Here is a 16,207-nt window from a genome sequence, read left to right as displayed (position 1 = left end):
TGCGTACGCTCTATGGCAGTGACACGGGGTGTCGGATCAACCGACTGAGATAAGACCCGTAGAACCTGATCTAGTTCACGCTAGCGGAGGGATGTCGCATGGCTTTGCATGCAGTTGCCCAAAAATACCGGCAACAATCACCTTTGGTTTTTTGCCTGACCAATACCGTCGTATCCAATTTCACTGCCAATGCCCTGCTGGCATCCGGGGCTTCTCCGGCCATGACGGATCTGCCCGGAGAGGCCGGTCCATTCGCGCAGGCAGCGTCAGCCGTATTGGTGAATTTGGGAACTCCAAGCACTGAACAGCTGACCGCCATGGAAGAAGCTGTGCAGTCGGCGAGCGCTGCAGGCACCCCGTGGGTCCTGGATCCAGTGGCAGTGGGAGCGCTTCCGGTGCGCACGGAGTTTGCCCGGCGCATTGTCCGGCAACGCCCGACCCTGATTCGAGGCAACGCCTCGGAAATCCTGGCTCTGGCCGGCCGGCAATCTGCTTCGCGCGGTGTCGATGCCTTGGATGAGGTTTCTGCCGCCTTGGCGGCGGGACGCGAACTGGCCACGGAGCACGACTGCGTAGTGGCCATTTCCGGCCAGGCTGACGCCATCATCGACGCCACGCGTACCGTCTTGGTGCATACCAACGGAATTGGCTTGACCCGGATGACAGGTGGCGGCTGCGCCTTGGGCGCGGTCTGCGCCGGGATGGTTGCGGTCCACGATGACCCGTTCGAGGCCACCATCGCAGCCCACGGTTTCTATGGCCTGGCCGCGGAAAAGGCCCTGGCTGGCAGCTCCGGTCCGGGCAGCTTCGCAGTTGCCTTCCTTGATGCGCTGTCGGCTGCCGATCCCCGGGAACTGAAAACTTTGAAGTACGAGGAATTGAACCATGCATAATTACGGCGCTTATCTAGTAGCCAACACTGCCAGCTGCACCCCACGCAGCACCCTGGAAGTTATCGAGGGAGCCGTCGCCGGAGGGATCGGGTGGATCCAGCTGCGCGCCAAGGATGAAAGCGCCCGGGAATTCGTCGAGCTGGCCTGCGCGGCTGCCAAGCTCACCGAGGGCAAAGCCCAGTTGCTGATCAATGACCGCATTGACGTCTACCTCGCGGCACGGGCTGCTGGCGCAGCAGTGAACGGCATCCATATCGGGCAAAAAGATGTGCCGGTACAGCTGGCTCGCCAGATCATCGGCGAGGGCATCATCGGCTTGAGTGCTTCCAGCGATGAGCAGCTGGCCCAGGCGAACAAGGACGCCTCGGTGATCGACTACCTCGGTGTAGGAGCCATCCGCGCCACTCCGACGAAAAAAGACCATCCTGCTCCCCTGGGGTTGGACGGCTTTGCGCGAGCCGCTGCCTTGGCCAAGCTGCCCTGCGTAGCGATCGGCGCAATTACCCAAGACGATGCCGCCGCGATCCGCGCCGGCGGCGGCGCAGGCCTGGCCGTGGTCCGCGCCATCTGCAACGCCGAAGATCCGCAACTTGCCAGCGCGCAGCTGGTCGCAGCCTGGGAGGCCTCGAAATGAACATCCTATCCATCGCAGGCTCCGATCCTTCCGGCGGCGCCGGAATCCAAGCGGATCTGAAGGCCATTGCCGCCAACGGCGGCTACGGAATGTGCGTGATCACCGCTTTGACTGCGCAAAACACCCATGGGGTATCCGGAGTTCAGGCGATCAGCGGCGATTTCGTCCTCGCGCAGCTCGAAGCCGTGAGTACAGATATCCGCATCGATGCGATCAAGATCGGGATGCTGGCCAACGCCGAGGTGATCCGCGCAGTCACCAGCTGGCTGGAAACTGTTGACGCCCCCGTCGTGCTGGACCCGGTCATGGTGGCGACCAGCGGGGATCGCCTGCTCGACGACGAATCGGCCCTTGATTCGCTGCTGGATCGCGCCACGGTGATTACCCCGAACCTGCTGGAGCTGGCCAGCTTGCTGCGCGAGCCTGTGGCCCCTTCCTGGGACGAAGCCCTGCGCCAGGCCCAGCGGCTGGCTGCCAAGCACGGCACGCTGGTGCTGGCCAAGGGCGGGCACCTGGCCGGGGCGGATTGCCCCGATGCCCTGGTGTCGGCGGGCGGGGTGCAGCTGGAGCTGCACGGACCGCGCCATGCCACCAGGAACACCCACGGCACCGGCTGCACCCTTTCCAGCACTCTGGCTACCCGCTTCGCTGCCACTGGAGACTGGATCGCCGCGTTGGAGCAGTCCAAGTCCTACCTCTCCAAGGCCATCGCAGCGGCCGACCAATTGCAGGTGGGCAGCGGCCACGGCCCGGTCAACCACTTCATCGACTTCTTCGGCACGGCAGATCCCATGGGCGACTGGTGGCAGAAGATCCAGCCGATCCGCGAGGAAATCGACCAGCTGGATTTCATCACCCGGCTATCCGAGGGCACCTTGGACCGGGATGACTTCCACTACTACATCGCCCAGGATGCGCTGTATCTGCTGCGTTACGCCAAGGTGCTTTCGCTAGCCAGCTCGATGGCGCCGGATCTCGGTGCCCAGCGTTTCTGGTCGCGTGGCGCCAACGGCATCCTCGATGGCGAGCTGCAGCTGCACGGCAGCTACCTGGATGAGTTCGCTGATACGCCCAGCGCCACCACGCTGAACTACACCAACCACCTGGCCGCCAGCCAGGAGAGCTACGGGGAGCTGATTGCCGCGATCCTGCCTTGCTACTGGCTGTACCAGGACATCGGCAAGCGGCTGGCGGCAGCCAACCATGCCGAGCATCCTTATCGGCAATGGCTGGAAACCTATGCATCCGAGGAATTCGATTCCGCCACCGAGCAGGCCATCGAAATGGTCCGCCAGGCGTTCGAGCAGGCAGATCCGCAGCTGCGGGCCCGCATGGAGGCCGCTTTCATCCGCTCCGCGGAACATGAGCGCTCTTTCTTCGCGCAGGCGCACGAGAACCGAGTAGACTTCTCTACGGCCTAAAACCCGCAGGGCCCGGGAAGAGGAATCATGAGTTGGAGCATTCACGGCAACGGCAGGACCATCACCCCAGGTGAGGTAGTTGCCCCGGATGAGCGGCTGCATTGGCCGCAGACCGTTTCCATCGGAGCCCAGCACATCCTGGCGATGTTCGGCGCCAGCATCCTGGTGCCAACCATCACCGGCTTCCCGGTCACCACGACCTTGCTGTTCACCGGCCTGGCCACCGTCATCTTCTTGCTGATGACCAGGAACAAGGTGCCCAGCTACCTCGGCTCGTCCTTTGCGATGATTGCCCCGGTCCTCTCGACCACCCAGTCGCACAACATGTCCGGCGCGCTGGGCGGCATCGTGATGACCGGGGCCTTGCTGTTCGTTGTCGGGCTGATCGTGCAGAAGACCGGCACCGGCTGGATCCACGCCCTGATGCCGCCGGTGGTCATGGGCACCATCGTGGCGCTCATCGGCCTGAATTTGGCCAGCGCAACGCTGGTTCCCATGACCGAGTTCCCGCTGACCACTTTCCTCACGGTGATCTTTACCGTGGTCGCGACCGTTGCGTTCAAGGGCCTGCTGGGCCGGCTGTCGATCCTCATGGGACTTCTTTGCGGCTACCTTGTTGCACTGGCCCAGGGGCAGGTGAGCTTCAAGGCGGTTGCTGCCGCAGAGTGGATCGGACTGCCAGAATTCCACACCCCGACCTTCCACTTCGACACTGCGCTGATGTTCCTGCCTGCGGTGTTCGTGCTGATCGCCGAGAACATCGGCCATGTGCGCACCGTGGGCGTGATGACCAATCGCGACCTGTCGAAGTTCAACGGCCGTGCGCTGATGGCCGATGGCGCTGCCAGCGTGCTCGCCGGTTTCGGCGGCGGTTCGGCCACGACCACCTATGCCGAGAACATCGGCGTGATGGCCGCTTCGCGCGTGTACTCGACCGCGGCCTATTGGATCGCTGCGATTGTGGCCGTGGCCCTGGCCTTCCTGCCGAAGTTCGGCGCATTGATCGGCACCATTCCAGAAGGCGTGATCGGCGGCTTGGGCATCGTGCTCTACGGCATGATCGGCATCGTCGGCGCGCGCCTGTGGATCGAGGCGAAGGTGGATTTCGGCAACCCGATCAACTTGATGACCGCCGGCACCGGCCTGATTATCGCCATTGCGGTGACCAAGGAAATCGCTTTCGGCCAGCTCCAGCTGGGCGGCATCGCCCTGGGCTCGATCGCCACCTTGGTGGTCTTCCACCTGATGAGTATCGTCGCCAAGATGCGCGGCAACGATTTGGCGGACTCGCAGAAGCCTGCGGATAGCTAGCAAATAAATTCCCCGCAGGCCGGCATCGCGATAACTCGCAATGCCGGCCTGCTTTTTTGCCAAGAATTCGGGAGCTGGCCAGTCATGAACCGGCGACGCGCACTGGGCCTCCCCCGGTCTTGAAGTAAGGACTCCTTCCAATTTGTGATCGATCTCCCATAAAAAATCGGGAAATCGGGATTCTGCGGCTCTCGAATCCGATAGCATGGCTCATTGTGACTGCGACTACATCAGACGGAAAACTCTCCGCGCGACTCATCTTCATCGCCCTCGGGGCGGCATTGGGTGGGTTCGTTTTCGGATATGACTCATCAATCGTTAACGGCACCGTGGACGCTGTCGAGCACGAATTCGGGCTCAACGCGGTAACCATCGGATTCTCCGTTTCCTGCGCCCTGCTCGGCGCAGCACTGGGAGCTTGGATAGCGGGTGTGGTCTCCGAACGCGTGGGACGCGTGCGCACCATGCTCTTCGCCTCCATCCTCCTGGCAGCATCAGCCATCGGCTGCGGCCTGTGCTTCGGCGTAACCGACCTGATCATCTGGCGCATTGTCGGCGGCATCGGCGTGGGCTTCGCCTCGGTGATCGCCCCTGCCTACATTGCCGAGGTCTCCCCGGCCGCGCATCGCGGACGCCTGGGCACCATGCAGCAGATGGCCATCGTGCTGGGCATCTTCGTGGCCTTCCTGGTCAGCGCGCTGCTGGTCTTCGTCATGGGCTCGGCGGATGCCGTCGGCTTGTTCGGCCTGACGGCCTGGCGCTGGATGTACCTGTCGCTGCTGGTTCCAGCAGTGCTCTACGGCCTGCTCTCGCTGCGCCTGCCCGAATCTCCCCGCTACCTGGTCGAGCGCGGCCGCTTCGTTGAAGCAGCTACCGTGCTGACCCGCGATATGGGCATGAACGCCGGCACGGATACCGAAAAGAAGATCGAAGAGATCCGCTCCACCGTGCACATCGAGCGCCGCCAGGTCTTCAAGGACCTGCTGGGCCGCTTCGGCTTCCACCCGCTGGTGTGGGTCGGCATCCTGCTCTCGGTCTTCCAGCAGTTCGTCGGCATCAACGTGATCTTCTACTACTCCACGACGCTGTGGAAGTCCGTCGGCTTTGCCGAATCGGATTCCTTCACGATTTCGCTGATCACCTCGGCGACCAACGTGCTGGCAACGATCGTGGCGGTGCTGCTGATCGACGTGCTGGGACGCAAGCTGCTGCTCACCATCGGCTCGGCCATCATGACCGTGTCGCTGGGCATGATGGCGGTAGCGTTCGCGCAGTCGGTCACCATCGACGGCGCCGTGTCGCTGCCGGGCAGCTGGGGCATCGTCGCCCTGGTCTCGGCCAACCTGTTCGTGGTCGGCTTCGGCGCCACCTGGGGTCCGGCCGTATGGGTATTGCTCGGCGAGATCTTCCCGAACTCGATCCGCGCCATGGCACTCGGAGTGGCAGCCTCGGCGCAGTGGATCGCCAACTTCGCCGTTTCCACCACCTTCCCGGCCCTCGCCGAGGCAGGCTTGGCATTGGCCTACGGCATCTACGCATTCTTCGCGCTGCTTTCCCTGATCTTCGTGATCTTCCTGGTCAAGGAAACCAAGGGGCGCCAACTCGAGGAGATGACCCTCTAGGCACCACCCGCAGGGCATTGCGGATTGCGCAAAAGGAGGCAGGCACCAAGATGGTTCCTGCCTCCTTTTGCGTGCCCGGATGCTTACCAGGCCTTGTTGGGCACATCCACTCCTACGTCGCTTTGCAGCGAGAGCACATGCTCCAAGCTTGGCCGCCCTTCCAGCGTCGGGCCCTGGCCGGCGAGCGCCACGCTGACTGTCTGCTCCGGCTGCAGATCCACCTGCTGGCCGCGCACCCAGATCGGACGGGAGAAGGCTCCGTGCAGGGTGAAATCAATGGCTTCAGCCCGCAAGCCCACGGAAATCCTCATGCCCCGCCACCCGAGGTTGAAGCGCAGGGCCCGCCATTTCTCCGGGAGCCGCGGATCAAAGCGCAGCTGGTCGTCATCGTCGCGCAGTCCCGCGAAGCCGTAGATCAGCGCCGACCAGACGCCACCGGTCGATGCCACATGCACGCCGTCAGCGGTATTGCCATGCAGGTTTTCCAGATCCACGTTCAGCGCGTGCTCGAAATACTCCCAGGCAAGATCGCGGTAGCCCACCTCGGCGGCGAGAATCGATTGCACTGTCGCCGACAGTGTCGAGTCGCCCGTAGTCAGCGGGTCATAGTAGTTGAAATCCGCAAGTTTCTGCTCGGCGGTGAAGTCGCTGGAACGCAGCCACAAAGCCAGCACCGCGTCGGCTTGCTTGATGACCTGGAAGCGGTAGATCACCAGCGGATGGTAGTGCAGCAGCAACGGCCGCTTATCCGCACCGGTATTGACCAGGTCCCAGACTTCGCGGTTCAAGAAGTGCTCGTCCTGGGGGTGGATCCCGACCGTTTCGGAATACGGGATGTGCATGCAATCAGCGGCCTTGAGCCACAGGGCGATCTCCTCGTTTTCCAATGAGTGCCTGCTGGCCAGTTGCGCGAACTCGCGCGGATGCTCTTGGGCCATTTCGGCCAGCAGCTGGGCGCTGCGGCGCAAATTGAAGCGCGCCATGACATTGGTGTAGAGGTTGTCGTTGACTACCGCGGTGTACTCATCGGGCCCGGTGACCCCATGGATATGGAAGCGCTCATTGCCCTGCTCGCCACGCCAGAACCCCAGCGAGGCCCACATGCGCGCAGTTCCCACGAGGATTTCGGCGCCGCCGGCCAGCAGGAACTCGTCATCCTCCATGACCCCGAGGTACCGGTTGAGCGAATACACCACGTCGGCATTGATATGGTACTGCGCAGTGCCAGCCGGATAATAGGCGCTGGCTTCCTCGCCGTTAATCGTGCGCCATGGGAAGAGCAGGCCTTCCTCGTTCATGATCAGCGCCCGCCGGGTCGCTGCAGGAATCATCGAGACCCGGGCGCGGAGCGTGTTGCGCGCCCACTGCTGGTTCGTATAGGTCAAGAACGGCATCACATAGATTTCGGTATCCCAGAAATAGTGCCCGGAATAGCCGTTGCCGCTCACGCCCTTGGCGCTGATGCCCAGGCCGTCGGCACGTCCGGCAGCTTGGGCGAGCTGGAACAGGTTCCAGCGGATCTTGCGCTGCAGCTCGGGCTCATCGCTCTCCACCACCACATCGCTGCGGTCCCAGTAGTCGGCCATGAAACGGCGCTGGGTGCGGAAGTGCTCGTCAATCCCCAACGGCACCAGGTGCTCCAAGGCCCGCTCAGAACGCAAGAGCATCTCCTGGGCAGGATGGCGCCGCGAGGAGTGGTAGACCGCGTACTTGGAGACGCGCACGCCTTGCCCGGCTTCCAGCCTGGTGCTGATCACTTCATCCGCGCGGTCATCGTCCACCTTGCGGACCACGGACAGCTCCGCCTGCGCTCCGCCAGTGGTGGCCACCTCGTGCTCCACCATTGCTGCTACCGACATCCCGGATCCGAAGACCTGGTACGAGATGCCCAGCCGGGCGCCATCGCGGTGGGTGCCCGCCGGATGCAGCGGGTTGGCCCTGGCTTCCTCGCTCTTGCGCGGATCGGCAGGAACCCCGGCATCGGTTTCCTCCGGGGAAGCCACCTTCCGGCTGGAGCGGTACCCGATGACCGAAGACTGGACCAGCACCTGCGCCGGAGCATCGAGCAGGCGCACATGCACGTCCTGCAGCGCCACGTGGCGATCCGTGAAGGAAATCATTGAGCGGGCAGTGACGGCTACCCGGTGCCCCTCGGCAGTTCGCCACAGGGTGTGCGCGGTCAGCGTCCCGTCAAGGAAATCCAGGCGCAGCTCATCACGCAGCATCTCCGTGCGGCCGACTTCCAGGGCTTCGTCATTGATGAACACGCGCATGGTCCGGAAATCCGGGGCGCTGATCATGGTCTGCCCGGTTTCGGCCAGCCCGAAGGCGCTCTCGGCATGGCGGATTTCCCAGGTCTCATGCAGCCCGTTGATGAATGTGCCGCCTCCTTGGTCCCCCAGACCCAGTTGCGCAGCCCGTGCACCCAGAAAACCGTTGCCCAAGGAGAAAACGGTGTCTTCGGCGCCATCGCTGTCACGCTGGTTCCCGCGCCACAGCGACCAGGAGTCCTCTTCCCAGGCCTTGGCTGCTTGCTCGGAGACCAGTTCGGAAAGGTCATGAACCACAAAATGGGCCCCTGCATCCAGCAAGGCGGCCTCATTGCCTTCGCGGGCCACGCCGATGACTCCGAAGCCTCCGGCACGCGCTGCCCTCACCCCGCTGGTGGCATCCTCGATGACGGCGCATTCTTCCGGACGCCAACCCAGATCGGCGGCGGCAGCCAGGAACGTGTCCGGGGCCGGTTTGCCCGCCAGCCGGCGCGCAGCAGCTTCCTGGCCGCTCATCACCAATGGGAAGTGCTCGGCCAGTCCTGCGGCAGCCAGTACCACGCTGGCATTGCGCGAGGAGGACACCACCGCGACGTCCAGCCCGGCATCCAGCACCTGTTGCAGGTAGGCCACGGAGCCGGCATAGGGGTCGATCCCGTCGCGCTGCAGCACTTGGGTGAACTTTTCGTTCTTCATATTGCCCAGCGCGCAAATGCTGCCTTCCCCCGGCAGATCGCTTTCATCCCCGCGGGGCAAGCTGATGCCGCGGGATTCGAGGGTGGCCGCCACCGCGTCATAACGCGGACGGCCGTCAAGCAGGTTGAAATAGTCCTCGGAAGTGTATGGGGCCACGCCCGGGTGCTTGTCGAAAAAGGTGGTGAAAAGTTCTTCCCACGCCTTGCGATGCAGCAACGCGGTAGGAGTGATCACGCCATCCAGATCAAAGAGGACGGCCTTGTAATCACGATGTCGGTACTCAGGACGAAAAGCGTTCACAATCGAAATCCTTCGAAAGAGGAGCGAATTACTGGCCGTAGTCCTTACCGTAGCAACTGAACGCGCTTGCTTCGACATACTACGATAAGAATGTGGCTCAGTGGATAGATGTATGGAATAGCGAAGACTGGCGTGAGGCAACCGCCGAGTGGATCGATGCTGCGTGCGAGGCATATGGCATTCAGCGCACCGCAGGACCGGATTTTTGGCCCGCAGATTTGCACCAGATCCAGGCGGCGGTTCAGACCGGTGCCGCAGATCTGATCTTCAGCGCCAACGCTCCGGGGCTGGCTTCGGAACCAGCGACCACGGTCGCTGCCGGCCAGCTGCTGCCCGATCGCGTGGTGATGCCACTGGCTATCGACCGGATCGCCGGCTACATGCTCAGCCCGGATTTCGGGCACACCCTGGCGGATCTGGGCGATTCGGTGGAGAACTGGGAGCTGGCCATGGCCTCGCTCGGTTCCTTCCAGGTCGCGCTGATGGGCCACGAGGAAGAATTCTTTGATTCCGGGGTCACCGTAGTGGACCCGCAGTTCCTGCCCGAGCAGTACGAGCAGGCGCTGATGATGCATGTGTCCCTGGACCCGGCACACCCGCTGTACCTGGAGGGATCCATGGCGGACAAGATGGTTTCTCATCTCGATGAGTTGAGGAGGGCCACCGCTGCCCTTCATGCCGGTGCGGTGCCGTTGAGCATCGAGCACGGCAACTTCGATCTGTCGCAGGTGGTGGTTCCTGCCGAAGCCGGAGACCACGGCCGCATCCTGAATCTGTCCTCCGCGCACTGGGCTCACCCCTTCTCATCCCTGAACACGCCGCTGGCCGCCATGTGCGAAGCGTGGGATTGCGATACCGGTGATGAGCGCGTGATGAAGGTGCTTTTCGCGTACCTGGACCAGTTCTCTGCCTACGGCTCAGCAGATGAGCTGTACGACCTGATTAATCCAGCCTGCCTGGTTGCGCCGCTGTCGCAGCACGAGACCTGGTTGCGCCTGCTCCTGGATGCCAGCGACGAGCAACTGCAGGAGCACGCCGAGACCGTTTTGGGAACCCTGGATATCTCCTAGGGCCGCAGTTCAAGAGCCCAGAACCCTGGCCAGCAAGGCCGCGTCATCGCTCATGATGGCGTCGGCCTTGCGCTCCATCAGCAGCTGCATGGTCGGCTCGTCGTTGATGACCCAGACATGCACCTGGGCGCCGGCTCGGTGGACCGCCTTGATGAATCGACGGGTCGCTACCGGCAGCATGCCCTGGTTCAGCGGCACCTGGACCGCCCAGAAGCCTGCCAGCAGCCGCTTGGGAACCCAGCCCAGCAGGTGGGCGCACAGCCAGATGGCGACAATTTCCCGTTGACCCGGCGAGCGCCGTATCGGAGCGGAAAGCAGGTGGCCGACCGCGGCGCTGCGTGCCGTGGAGAAGGACGCGAGGGCAATTTGCCGATGGGCTTTCCTGCGCTCGATGAGCTCGGCCAGCGGGCCGATCACGTGCTCGTCCTTGACGTCCAGGTTCAGTGTGGCGTGCGGGAACGCGTCGAGCAGTTCATCAAGCGTGCACAGCGGTTCCCCGCCGGCCCGCACCGTTGCCAGCTGCTCGTCGGTGAAGTCGTTGAAATTCCCGCTCGCGTCGGTTACCCGGTCCAGGCTCTGGTCATGGAACAGGTAGACCGTGCCGTCGGCGGAGGCGTGCACATCCGACTCCAGATGGGTGATGCCCAGGTCTGCGGCGCGCTGGAAGGCTGCCAGCGTGTTTTCCTCGTTGCCCGTGCGTACGCCGCGGTGCGAAAAGGCGTAGGTCATTTCAGCAGGCCTTCAATGACCTGGGCTACCCCGTCATCGGCCAGCGAGGGTGCACGGAAGCGGGCGGAAGCCAGCGCCATGGGGTGTCCGGAGGACATCGCGTAGCCGTGGCCGGCGTATTCGAGCATTTCGATGTCGTTGGGCATGTCGCCGAAGGCCATCACTTCAGCTGCGGCAATTCCCAGGCGCTGGCAGTATTCATGCAGCGTGGTGGCCTTGTGGATATCCACATGCGCCATTTCCAATAGGGAAACGTCGAAGGCGGAGTGGGTCACCGATACCAGTTCTGCCAGCTGCGGCTCAACCGAGGAATAGAACTTGTCTATCGGCAGGTGCTGGGAGCGGGCAAGGAATTTCACGATGCCCTCGGAATCAATTGACTCGCTAGCCAGATCCAGGACTGTCTGCACCCCGAAGTTGTGGTGGCGGTCGGCAAAGCCTTCACCCAGGTGCAGCCCCTTGGTGGTCTCGGCAGCGAAGGACGCGCGCGGTTCCAGCTCCAGGATGATTTCGCTCGCCCGCCGCGCGGTAGCCGCGCTGAGCGTGCGCGACCAGATCACTTCGTCTTGTTCCAGGTCGTAGAGCACCGCGCCATTGGAGCAGATGACCGTGCCCATCCCGCCGAAGGCTTCAATGATCGGGCTCAGCCAGCGGAAGGGGCGTCCGGTGACAAAGACGATCTGGATGCCAGCGTCGCGGGCTTGGATGAAGGCACGTTGGGTGCGTTCGGAGATGGTGCCGTCCTTGGCGACAATGGTGCCGTCGAGGTCCGAGGCGATCAGCTTGATCATCTACAGCTCCTCGCGGCGTGGCGGGTTCGCCCCGGCACGCTGCACGGTCACCGCGGCGGCCAGGGCCGCGAATTCCAGGGCTCGCGAAAGCTCCGCAATCTGCAGCTGGTTCAGCTTTTCGCGGTTGGCCGCGCCAATCAGTCCATGTTCGGCCAGCCAGCACAGCAGCGCGGCGGTGAAGGTATCGCCGGCACCCACGGTATCGGTGACTTCCACCGACGGCGCAGTGAATTCGGCGTCGCCGGCGCGAACGACGCCCCAGGACCCGCGCGAGCCTGCGGTGGACACCACGATCGCCGGACCCATGTCCAGCCAGGCACGGGCCGAGTCCTGGACCGAGCGCATCGGGTACAGCCACTTCAGGTCGATGCCGGAGACCCGCACCACGTCGGCCTGGCCGACGAATCGCTCGACCTCGGCCACGGTCTGCGAATGGTTGGTGACCAGCGACGGGCGCAGGTTCGGGTCGTAGCTGATGGTGGCATGGGTGCGCGCGGCCGAAAGCAGCGGCAGCAGTTCTCCGGGGCTGAACAGGGTGGCGATGGAGCCGGTGTGCACCAGCTCGGCATCCTGGGCCAGCTCCGGCCCGATGGTCGGCATCTGCCAGTAGGCGTTGAACGCGAAGGCCGCGCCGCCGGCCGGGTCGAGGATGCCATGGGCAATGACGGTGGCCTGGTCATCGGCTCCGCCCAGGTATGCCACGTTGTTGTCCTTGAGGTAATCCTCGATCTTGCGGCCCTTGTCATCGGCGCCCCAGCGGGAAATCAAGGTTCCCGGGTACCCCAGGCGGGAGAGCGCAACCGCGACGTTCAACGGGCTGCCGCCAACGAACTCCTGGGCTGGGGCAATGCCGGAGGCCAGGACGTCAACGAGGGCCTCGCCGATCACGGTCGGGTTCATGCTGCTCCTTCAGTAGTGCAGTGGGGACAGGGCACGCACGCAGGCAGCCCATTGGCTGCTGTGCGGATCGATCCAGGTGTAGTGGTCGCCCGCGAACAGCGAGAAGCTGTGCTCCTGTCCGAGCGCAGCCGCTTTCTGGGCTGCGATACGGGCAATTCTTACCGGAACATCGCCATCGTCCCGTCCATGAAAGATTACGACACGGGCATGCATTGGCCATAATTCCACCGGATTGCAGGCGCCCAATGGCGCGCCTGCGAGCATCTCGTCCACTGCGCTGCCGCTGAGCTTCAGGCGCTGCGCCGTTTCAAGGTCCAGGACCCCGGCCTGGCTGATCACCTGGGAGACCCGTGCATCATGGGCGGCCAGCACGCAGGCCAATTGCGCTCCGGCTGAATGGCCGATCAGCGTGATCGGCCCTTCTTCCTTGACCAGGCCCAGCGCGAGCCGGGCATCGGCCAGCATTTTCGCCGCGCTGCCCGGCCCACGCCGGTATTCGAGGTTGTAGGCAGGGATCCCGCGGGCGGCGAGATCCTCTGCCAGGGGCACGCCGAGGCTAGCGGTGTACTTTTCACGCCAGTATCCGCCGTGGATGATCATCACCGCTCCGCGAGCGGTGGTGCGTTCCGGCTCGTAGAACTGGACCTGCTGGTCCGGGTGCGCCCCGTAGTGCATGGTCGGCGCCCCGGCTAGTTGCCCGGGAAGACCGCGGCGCGCTTTTCGACGAAGGCGGCACGGCCTTCCACCGAGTCGGCGGTTCCGAAGGCCTGCTGGAAGGACTGTGCTTCAACCAGCAGGGCGTCATGGGTGTTCAGCGCGTCCATGTCCACCATCGCGGCCTTGGCATTGCCAACGGCCGTCGGTGCCACCTTCGCGATCTCCTCGATGGTGGCCACGGCCTGGTCAATCAGTTCCCCGGCCGGGACAACGCGGTTGGCCAGGCCAATGCGCAATGCTTCCTCGGACTTGATGCGGCGGCCGGTGAAAACCAATTCACGGGCCATCGCGTTGCCGACACGTCGCGGCAGGCGCACCATGCCGCCAAAGCCGGGCACCAGCCCGAGGTTGACCTCCGGCTGCCCAAAGCTGGCCGTCTCGGAAGCGTAGATGAAATCGCAAGCCAGGGCGAGTTCGCAGCCGCCGCCCAGGGCGAAGCCGTTGACTGCGGCGATCACTGGAACCTGCAGCTTCTCCAGGCGTTCGGTGACCGCGTGCATCTGGCGCCCGTAGGCCAGCGCCGCCGCCGGGTCCATTTCGCGCAGCTGCACGATATTGGCGCCGGCGACAAAGGACTTCTCGCCGGCACCGGTGAGGATCACGCCGCGGTATTCATAGCCGGTGGCCTCGAACCAGTCCAGGAAGGCTTCAAGGTCGTTGACGACCTCTTTTGCCAACGCGTTCAGCGACTTCGGCTGGTTGACGGTCAGGATGAGGGCCGAGCCCTGGGTGCTCAGGCTGAGGGTATCGAATTGCTTCATACCCCTAACTCTCTCACGTAACGCGCGTCACGTATTGGATTGTCAGCGGTGCTTGCGTGGCTTTGCCTTGGCACCCTGCGGCTTCTTGGATGAGCTCTTGGCCTGCTGTTTTGCCTTGGCTTGGGCTTTCGCCTTGGCCTTCTTCTGCTCATTGACGCGCTTGGCCTTCTGCTCCTGGTTGCGCACCGAAGTCTGGCGCGAGGAGCTGGCGGTACGTCCGCGCACAATGCCGATGAATTCTTCGAGCAAGGCGGTGTCTTCGGTGGCGGTAGGCCAGGCGATGCCCACCTGGGTTGGCGAACCGTCGTCAATGAAGCGCACCACCACGTCCTTGCGGGCGAAGAGCCGGGCAATGGACTGCGTGGTGCGCAGCACCTGGGCGCCGGAAGCGACAACTTCCATCGCTACCGGAATGCCGCCCACGGATTCCGGGTAGTCGGCCAAGTCGAGTTGCGGGAAGGACTCTACGGTCTCCAGCGGAACGGATTCTTCGAAGTACTCCACGTCGTGGTCTTTGCCCGCGCAGACCACTTCGAGTTCCTCGTAAAGCGGGATGACGTGGCGCGTTGCGTCCTTGGGCGAGTCGCCGCGATAGCGCACGAATACTGCGTCAGCCTCGCCATTGGCCAGCAGATCCAGGATTTCCCCCTCATCCAGGCGCCAGGCTTTCAGCTCGATGGCAGGATAGCGTTCCTGGAAGCGGTCCATCCATTTGCCGGGGGTGACGCCGGTTGCGTAGGCGATTCGAAGTTTCTGCACGGGTTAAGCCTACGCTCTGCCGGGTTAAATGGCGCAGGCGGGCACCGGTGAACCGGTGCCCGCCTGCGTCCGCGCAAGCCGGGGAGGCCTACTTGTCGGTCTTGACGACCAGAACGTCGCATGGTGCCGAGTGGGCCACCGAGGAAGCTACCGAACCGAGCACGCGGCCCAGGCCCTTCATGCCCACGTTGCCGACAACGATCATCGAAGCCTTGCGGTCCTCGGCGTCGGAGATCAGCACGTCACCTGGCTTGCCGTGGCCGGCAGCAGCGGTGATCTTGACGCCTGGCACAGCGTTCTTCACGTCGTTGGCTACGCGCTGGGCCAGCTTGCGGGCCTGCTCTGCGTCGTCCAGGATCCAGGTATCGGAACCGATGGAAACGACCTCGGTGTTATCCGATGCGTGAGCGGTGATGACCACCAGGTCAGCGTCGAGCTTGACGGCGAGTTCTGCAGCGCGGCGGGCTGCGCGCTGTGCGGTTTCGGAACCGTCTACGCCTACGATGATGGTTTCAGACATATTGTTCTCCTTATATGAGTGATGCATTAAGTGATGGGTAACACTTTATGGCCTTTAGGCCACTTTAGCCTGCAAAAAGTCCACGGCGCGCTGCCATGCGATGGCAGCCTGTTCGGGATCGTAGTTGCCGGCAGGGTTCTCGTCGTTGTGGAATGCGTGATCGGCGTCGTAGTAGAAGTACTGGACTTCCGCGCCTGATTCCTGGCGAATCTGCTCTTCCTGAGCCTTCGCCTGAGCCGGCGAGTACATCTGGTCCAGGTTCGCGTAGTGGCCCTGGATGGCCGCGCGGACTCCGGAAAAATCGTTGGGCACACCCTGACCGACGCCATAGAAAGGCACGGCCGCGGCAATTTTCCCGCCTTGCTGGGCAGCCATCTGCAGCACGAAACCGCCACCCATGCAGAAGCCGATGACGCCCAGCTTCTCGCTGGTGACGTGCTCATTGGCCAGCAGGTAGTCCACGGCACCGCTCAATAGCTGGGCCCCGGCGGCTTCCGGGAGCTGGGACATCATCTGCCCGGCTTCTTCACCGTCGTGGGTGATCCAGCCTCCATAGAGGTCCGGAGCCAGAGCCACGAAGCCCTGCGCGGCCAGCCGGTCGGCAACGTCGCGGATATGGTCGGTCAGACCCCACCATTCCTGGATCACGATGACCCCAGGGCCCTTGCCGAACTCCGGCAAGGCGAGATAGCCATGCGCTTGCGCGCCTGAAGAAGGGAAAGTCACGTTCTGGTGCGGGGTTTTGTCCGCCATGGTGCCTCCTGCTCTGCGTGTGCCTCCAGTTTATGCAGGTCTGGACGCCATTGGCATTGA

The 16,207-nt window shown here is 63.5% G+C and carries 15 protein-coding genes and 1 riboswitch; of the genes, 6 read left to right on the top strand and 9 right to left on the bottom strand.

Annotated elements, in window-relative coordinates; translation table 11 throughout:
• Positions 1–14 precede the first annotated feature (14 nt).
• A riboswitch (TPP riboswitch) is annotated at positions 15–109 on the top strand.
• The 5 genes from thiM to ACIOTL_RS04110 all read left to right on the top strand — a co-directional run bounded on the left by thiM (position 99) and on the right by ACIOTL_RS04110 (position 5,881).
• Positions 99–893 (top strand): hydroxyethylthiazole kinase, encoded by a 795-nt coding sequence (gene thiM / locus ACIOTL_RS04130; protein WP_134778967.1) that lies wholly within the window; start codon positions 99–101, stop codon positions 891–893. (Overlaps the previous riboswitch by 11 nt.)
• Positions 886–1,527, top strand: a complete 642-nt coding sequence (gene thiE, locus ACIOTL_RS04125) for a thiamine phosphate synthase (protein WP_400341872.1) — start codon at positions 886–888, stop codon at positions 1,525–1,527. Before thiM ends, thiE begins: the two co-directional genes overlap by 8 nt.
• Positions 1,524–2,948: a bifunctional hydroxymethylpyrimidine kinase/phosphomethylpyrimidine kinase gene (thiD, locus tag ACIOTL_RS04120; RefSeq protein WP_105662184.1), complete on the top strand. Its 1,425-nt coding sequence runs from the start codon at positions 1,524–1,526 to the stop codon at positions 2,946–2,948. The genes thiE and thiD overlap by 4 nt, the downstream gene beginning before the upstream one ends.
• Positions 2,949–2,975: 27 nt before the next feature.
• Entirely contained in the window at positions 2,976–4,259 is a 1,284-nt protein-coding gene (locus ACIOTL_RS04115; protein ID WP_388024698.1) for a uracil-xanthine permease family protein, read from the top strand.
• A 215-nt stretch (positions 4,260–4,474) separates the two neighbouring features.
• Entirely contained in the window at positions 4,475–5,881 is a 1,407-nt protein-coding gene (locus tag ACIOTL_RS04110; RefSeq protein WP_388024699.1) for a sugar porter family MFS transporter, read from the top strand.
• A gap of 83 nt (positions 5,882–5,964) precedes the next feature.
• Here ACIOTL_RS04110 and ACIOTL_RS04105 read toward each other — a convergent pair whose 3' ends face one another.
• Positions 5,965–9,147: an HAD-IA family hydrolase gene (locus ACIOTL_RS04105; RefSeq protein WP_400341869.1), complete on the bottom strand. Its 3,183-nt coding sequence runs from the start codon at positions 9,145–9,147 to the stop codon at positions 5,965–5,967.
• Between the two features lie 92 nt (positions 9,148–9,239).
• Between ACIOTL_RS04105 and ACIOTL_RS04100 the strand changes: the two genes are divergently transcribed.
• Positions 9,240–10,217, top strand: a complete 978-nt coding sequence (locus ACIOTL_RS04100; protein WP_332486985.1) for a hypothetical protein — start codon at positions 9,240–9,242, stop codon at positions 10,215–10,217.
• A 9-nt stretch (positions 10,218–10,226) separates the two neighbouring features.
• Here the strand turns inward: ACIOTL_RS04100 and ACIOTL_RS04095 are convergent, their stop codons facing one another.
• The 8 genes from ACIOTL_RS04095 to ACIOTL_RS04060 all read right to left on the bottom strand — a co-directional run bounded on the left by ACIOTL_RS04095 (position 10,227) and on the right by ACIOTL_RS04060 (position 16,147).
• Positions 10,227–10,946, bottom strand: a complete 720-nt coding sequence (locus ACIOTL_RS04095) for a glycerophosphodiester phosphodiesterase family protein (protein WP_400341867.1) — start codon at positions 10,944–10,946, stop codon at positions 10,227–10,229.
• Positions 10,943–11,737, bottom strand: a complete 795-nt coding sequence (locus ACIOTL_RS04090) for an HAD family hydrolase (RefSeq protein ID WP_400341865.1) — start codon at positions 11,735–11,737, stop codon at positions 10,943–10,945. Before ACIOTL_RS04090 ends, ACIOTL_RS04095 begins: the two co-directional genes overlap by 4 nt.
• Positions 11,738–12,637, bottom strand: a complete 900-nt coding sequence (locus ACIOTL_RS04085) for a PfkB family carbohydrate kinase (protein WP_359189306.1) — start codon at positions 12,635–12,637, stop codon at positions 11,738–11,740.
• A gap of 9 nt (positions 12,638–12,646) precedes the next feature.
• Entirely contained in the window at positions 12,647–13,312 is a 666-nt protein-coding gene (locus ACIOTL_RS04080) for an alpha/beta hydrolase (RefSeq protein WP_332503170.1), read from the bottom strand.
• A 14-nt stretch (positions 13,313–13,326) separates the two neighbouring features.
• The gene (locus ACIOTL_RS04075) at positions 13,327–14,115 is read right to left on the bottom strand and encodes an enoyl-CoA hydratase/isomerase family protein (RefSeq protein WP_105662190.1); all 789 of its coding nucleotides are present in this window, start codon (positions 14,113–14,115) and stop codon (positions 13,327–13,329) included.
• Between the two features lie 42 nt (positions 14,116–14,157).
• Positions 14,158–14,874 carry a LysR substrate-binding domain-containing protein gene (locus tag ACIOTL_RS04070; protein WP_388024706.1) on the bottom strand — a complete coding sequence of 239 codons (717 nt, stop codon included), beginning with the start codon at positions 14,872–14,874 and terminating at the stop codon, positions 14,158–14,160.
• An 88-nt stretch (positions 14,875–14,962) separates the two neighbouring features.
• Positions 14,963–15,394: a universal stress protein gene (locus tag ACIOTL_RS04065; RefSeq protein ID WP_038992696.1), complete on the bottom strand. Its 432-nt coding sequence runs from the start codon at positions 15,392–15,394 to the stop codon at positions 14,963–14,965.
• 54 nt (positions 15,395–15,448) lie between these two features.
• Positions 15,449–16,147 (bottom strand): dienelactone hydrolase family protein, encoded by a 699-nt coding sequence (locus ACIOTL_RS04060; RefSeq protein ID WP_400341862.1) that lies wholly within the window; start codon positions 16,145–16,147, stop codon positions 15,449–15,451.
• Positions 16,148–16,207: the final 60 nt, after the last annotated feature.

Origin of the sequence: Glutamicibacter sp. NPDC087673 (assembly GCF_044743255.1) — a bacterium.
Classification (GTDB): Bacteria; Actinomycetota; Actinomycetes; order Actinomycetales; family Micrococcaceae; genus Glutamicibacter.
This window is presented reverse-complemented; position numbering and strand designations above follow the sequence as displayed.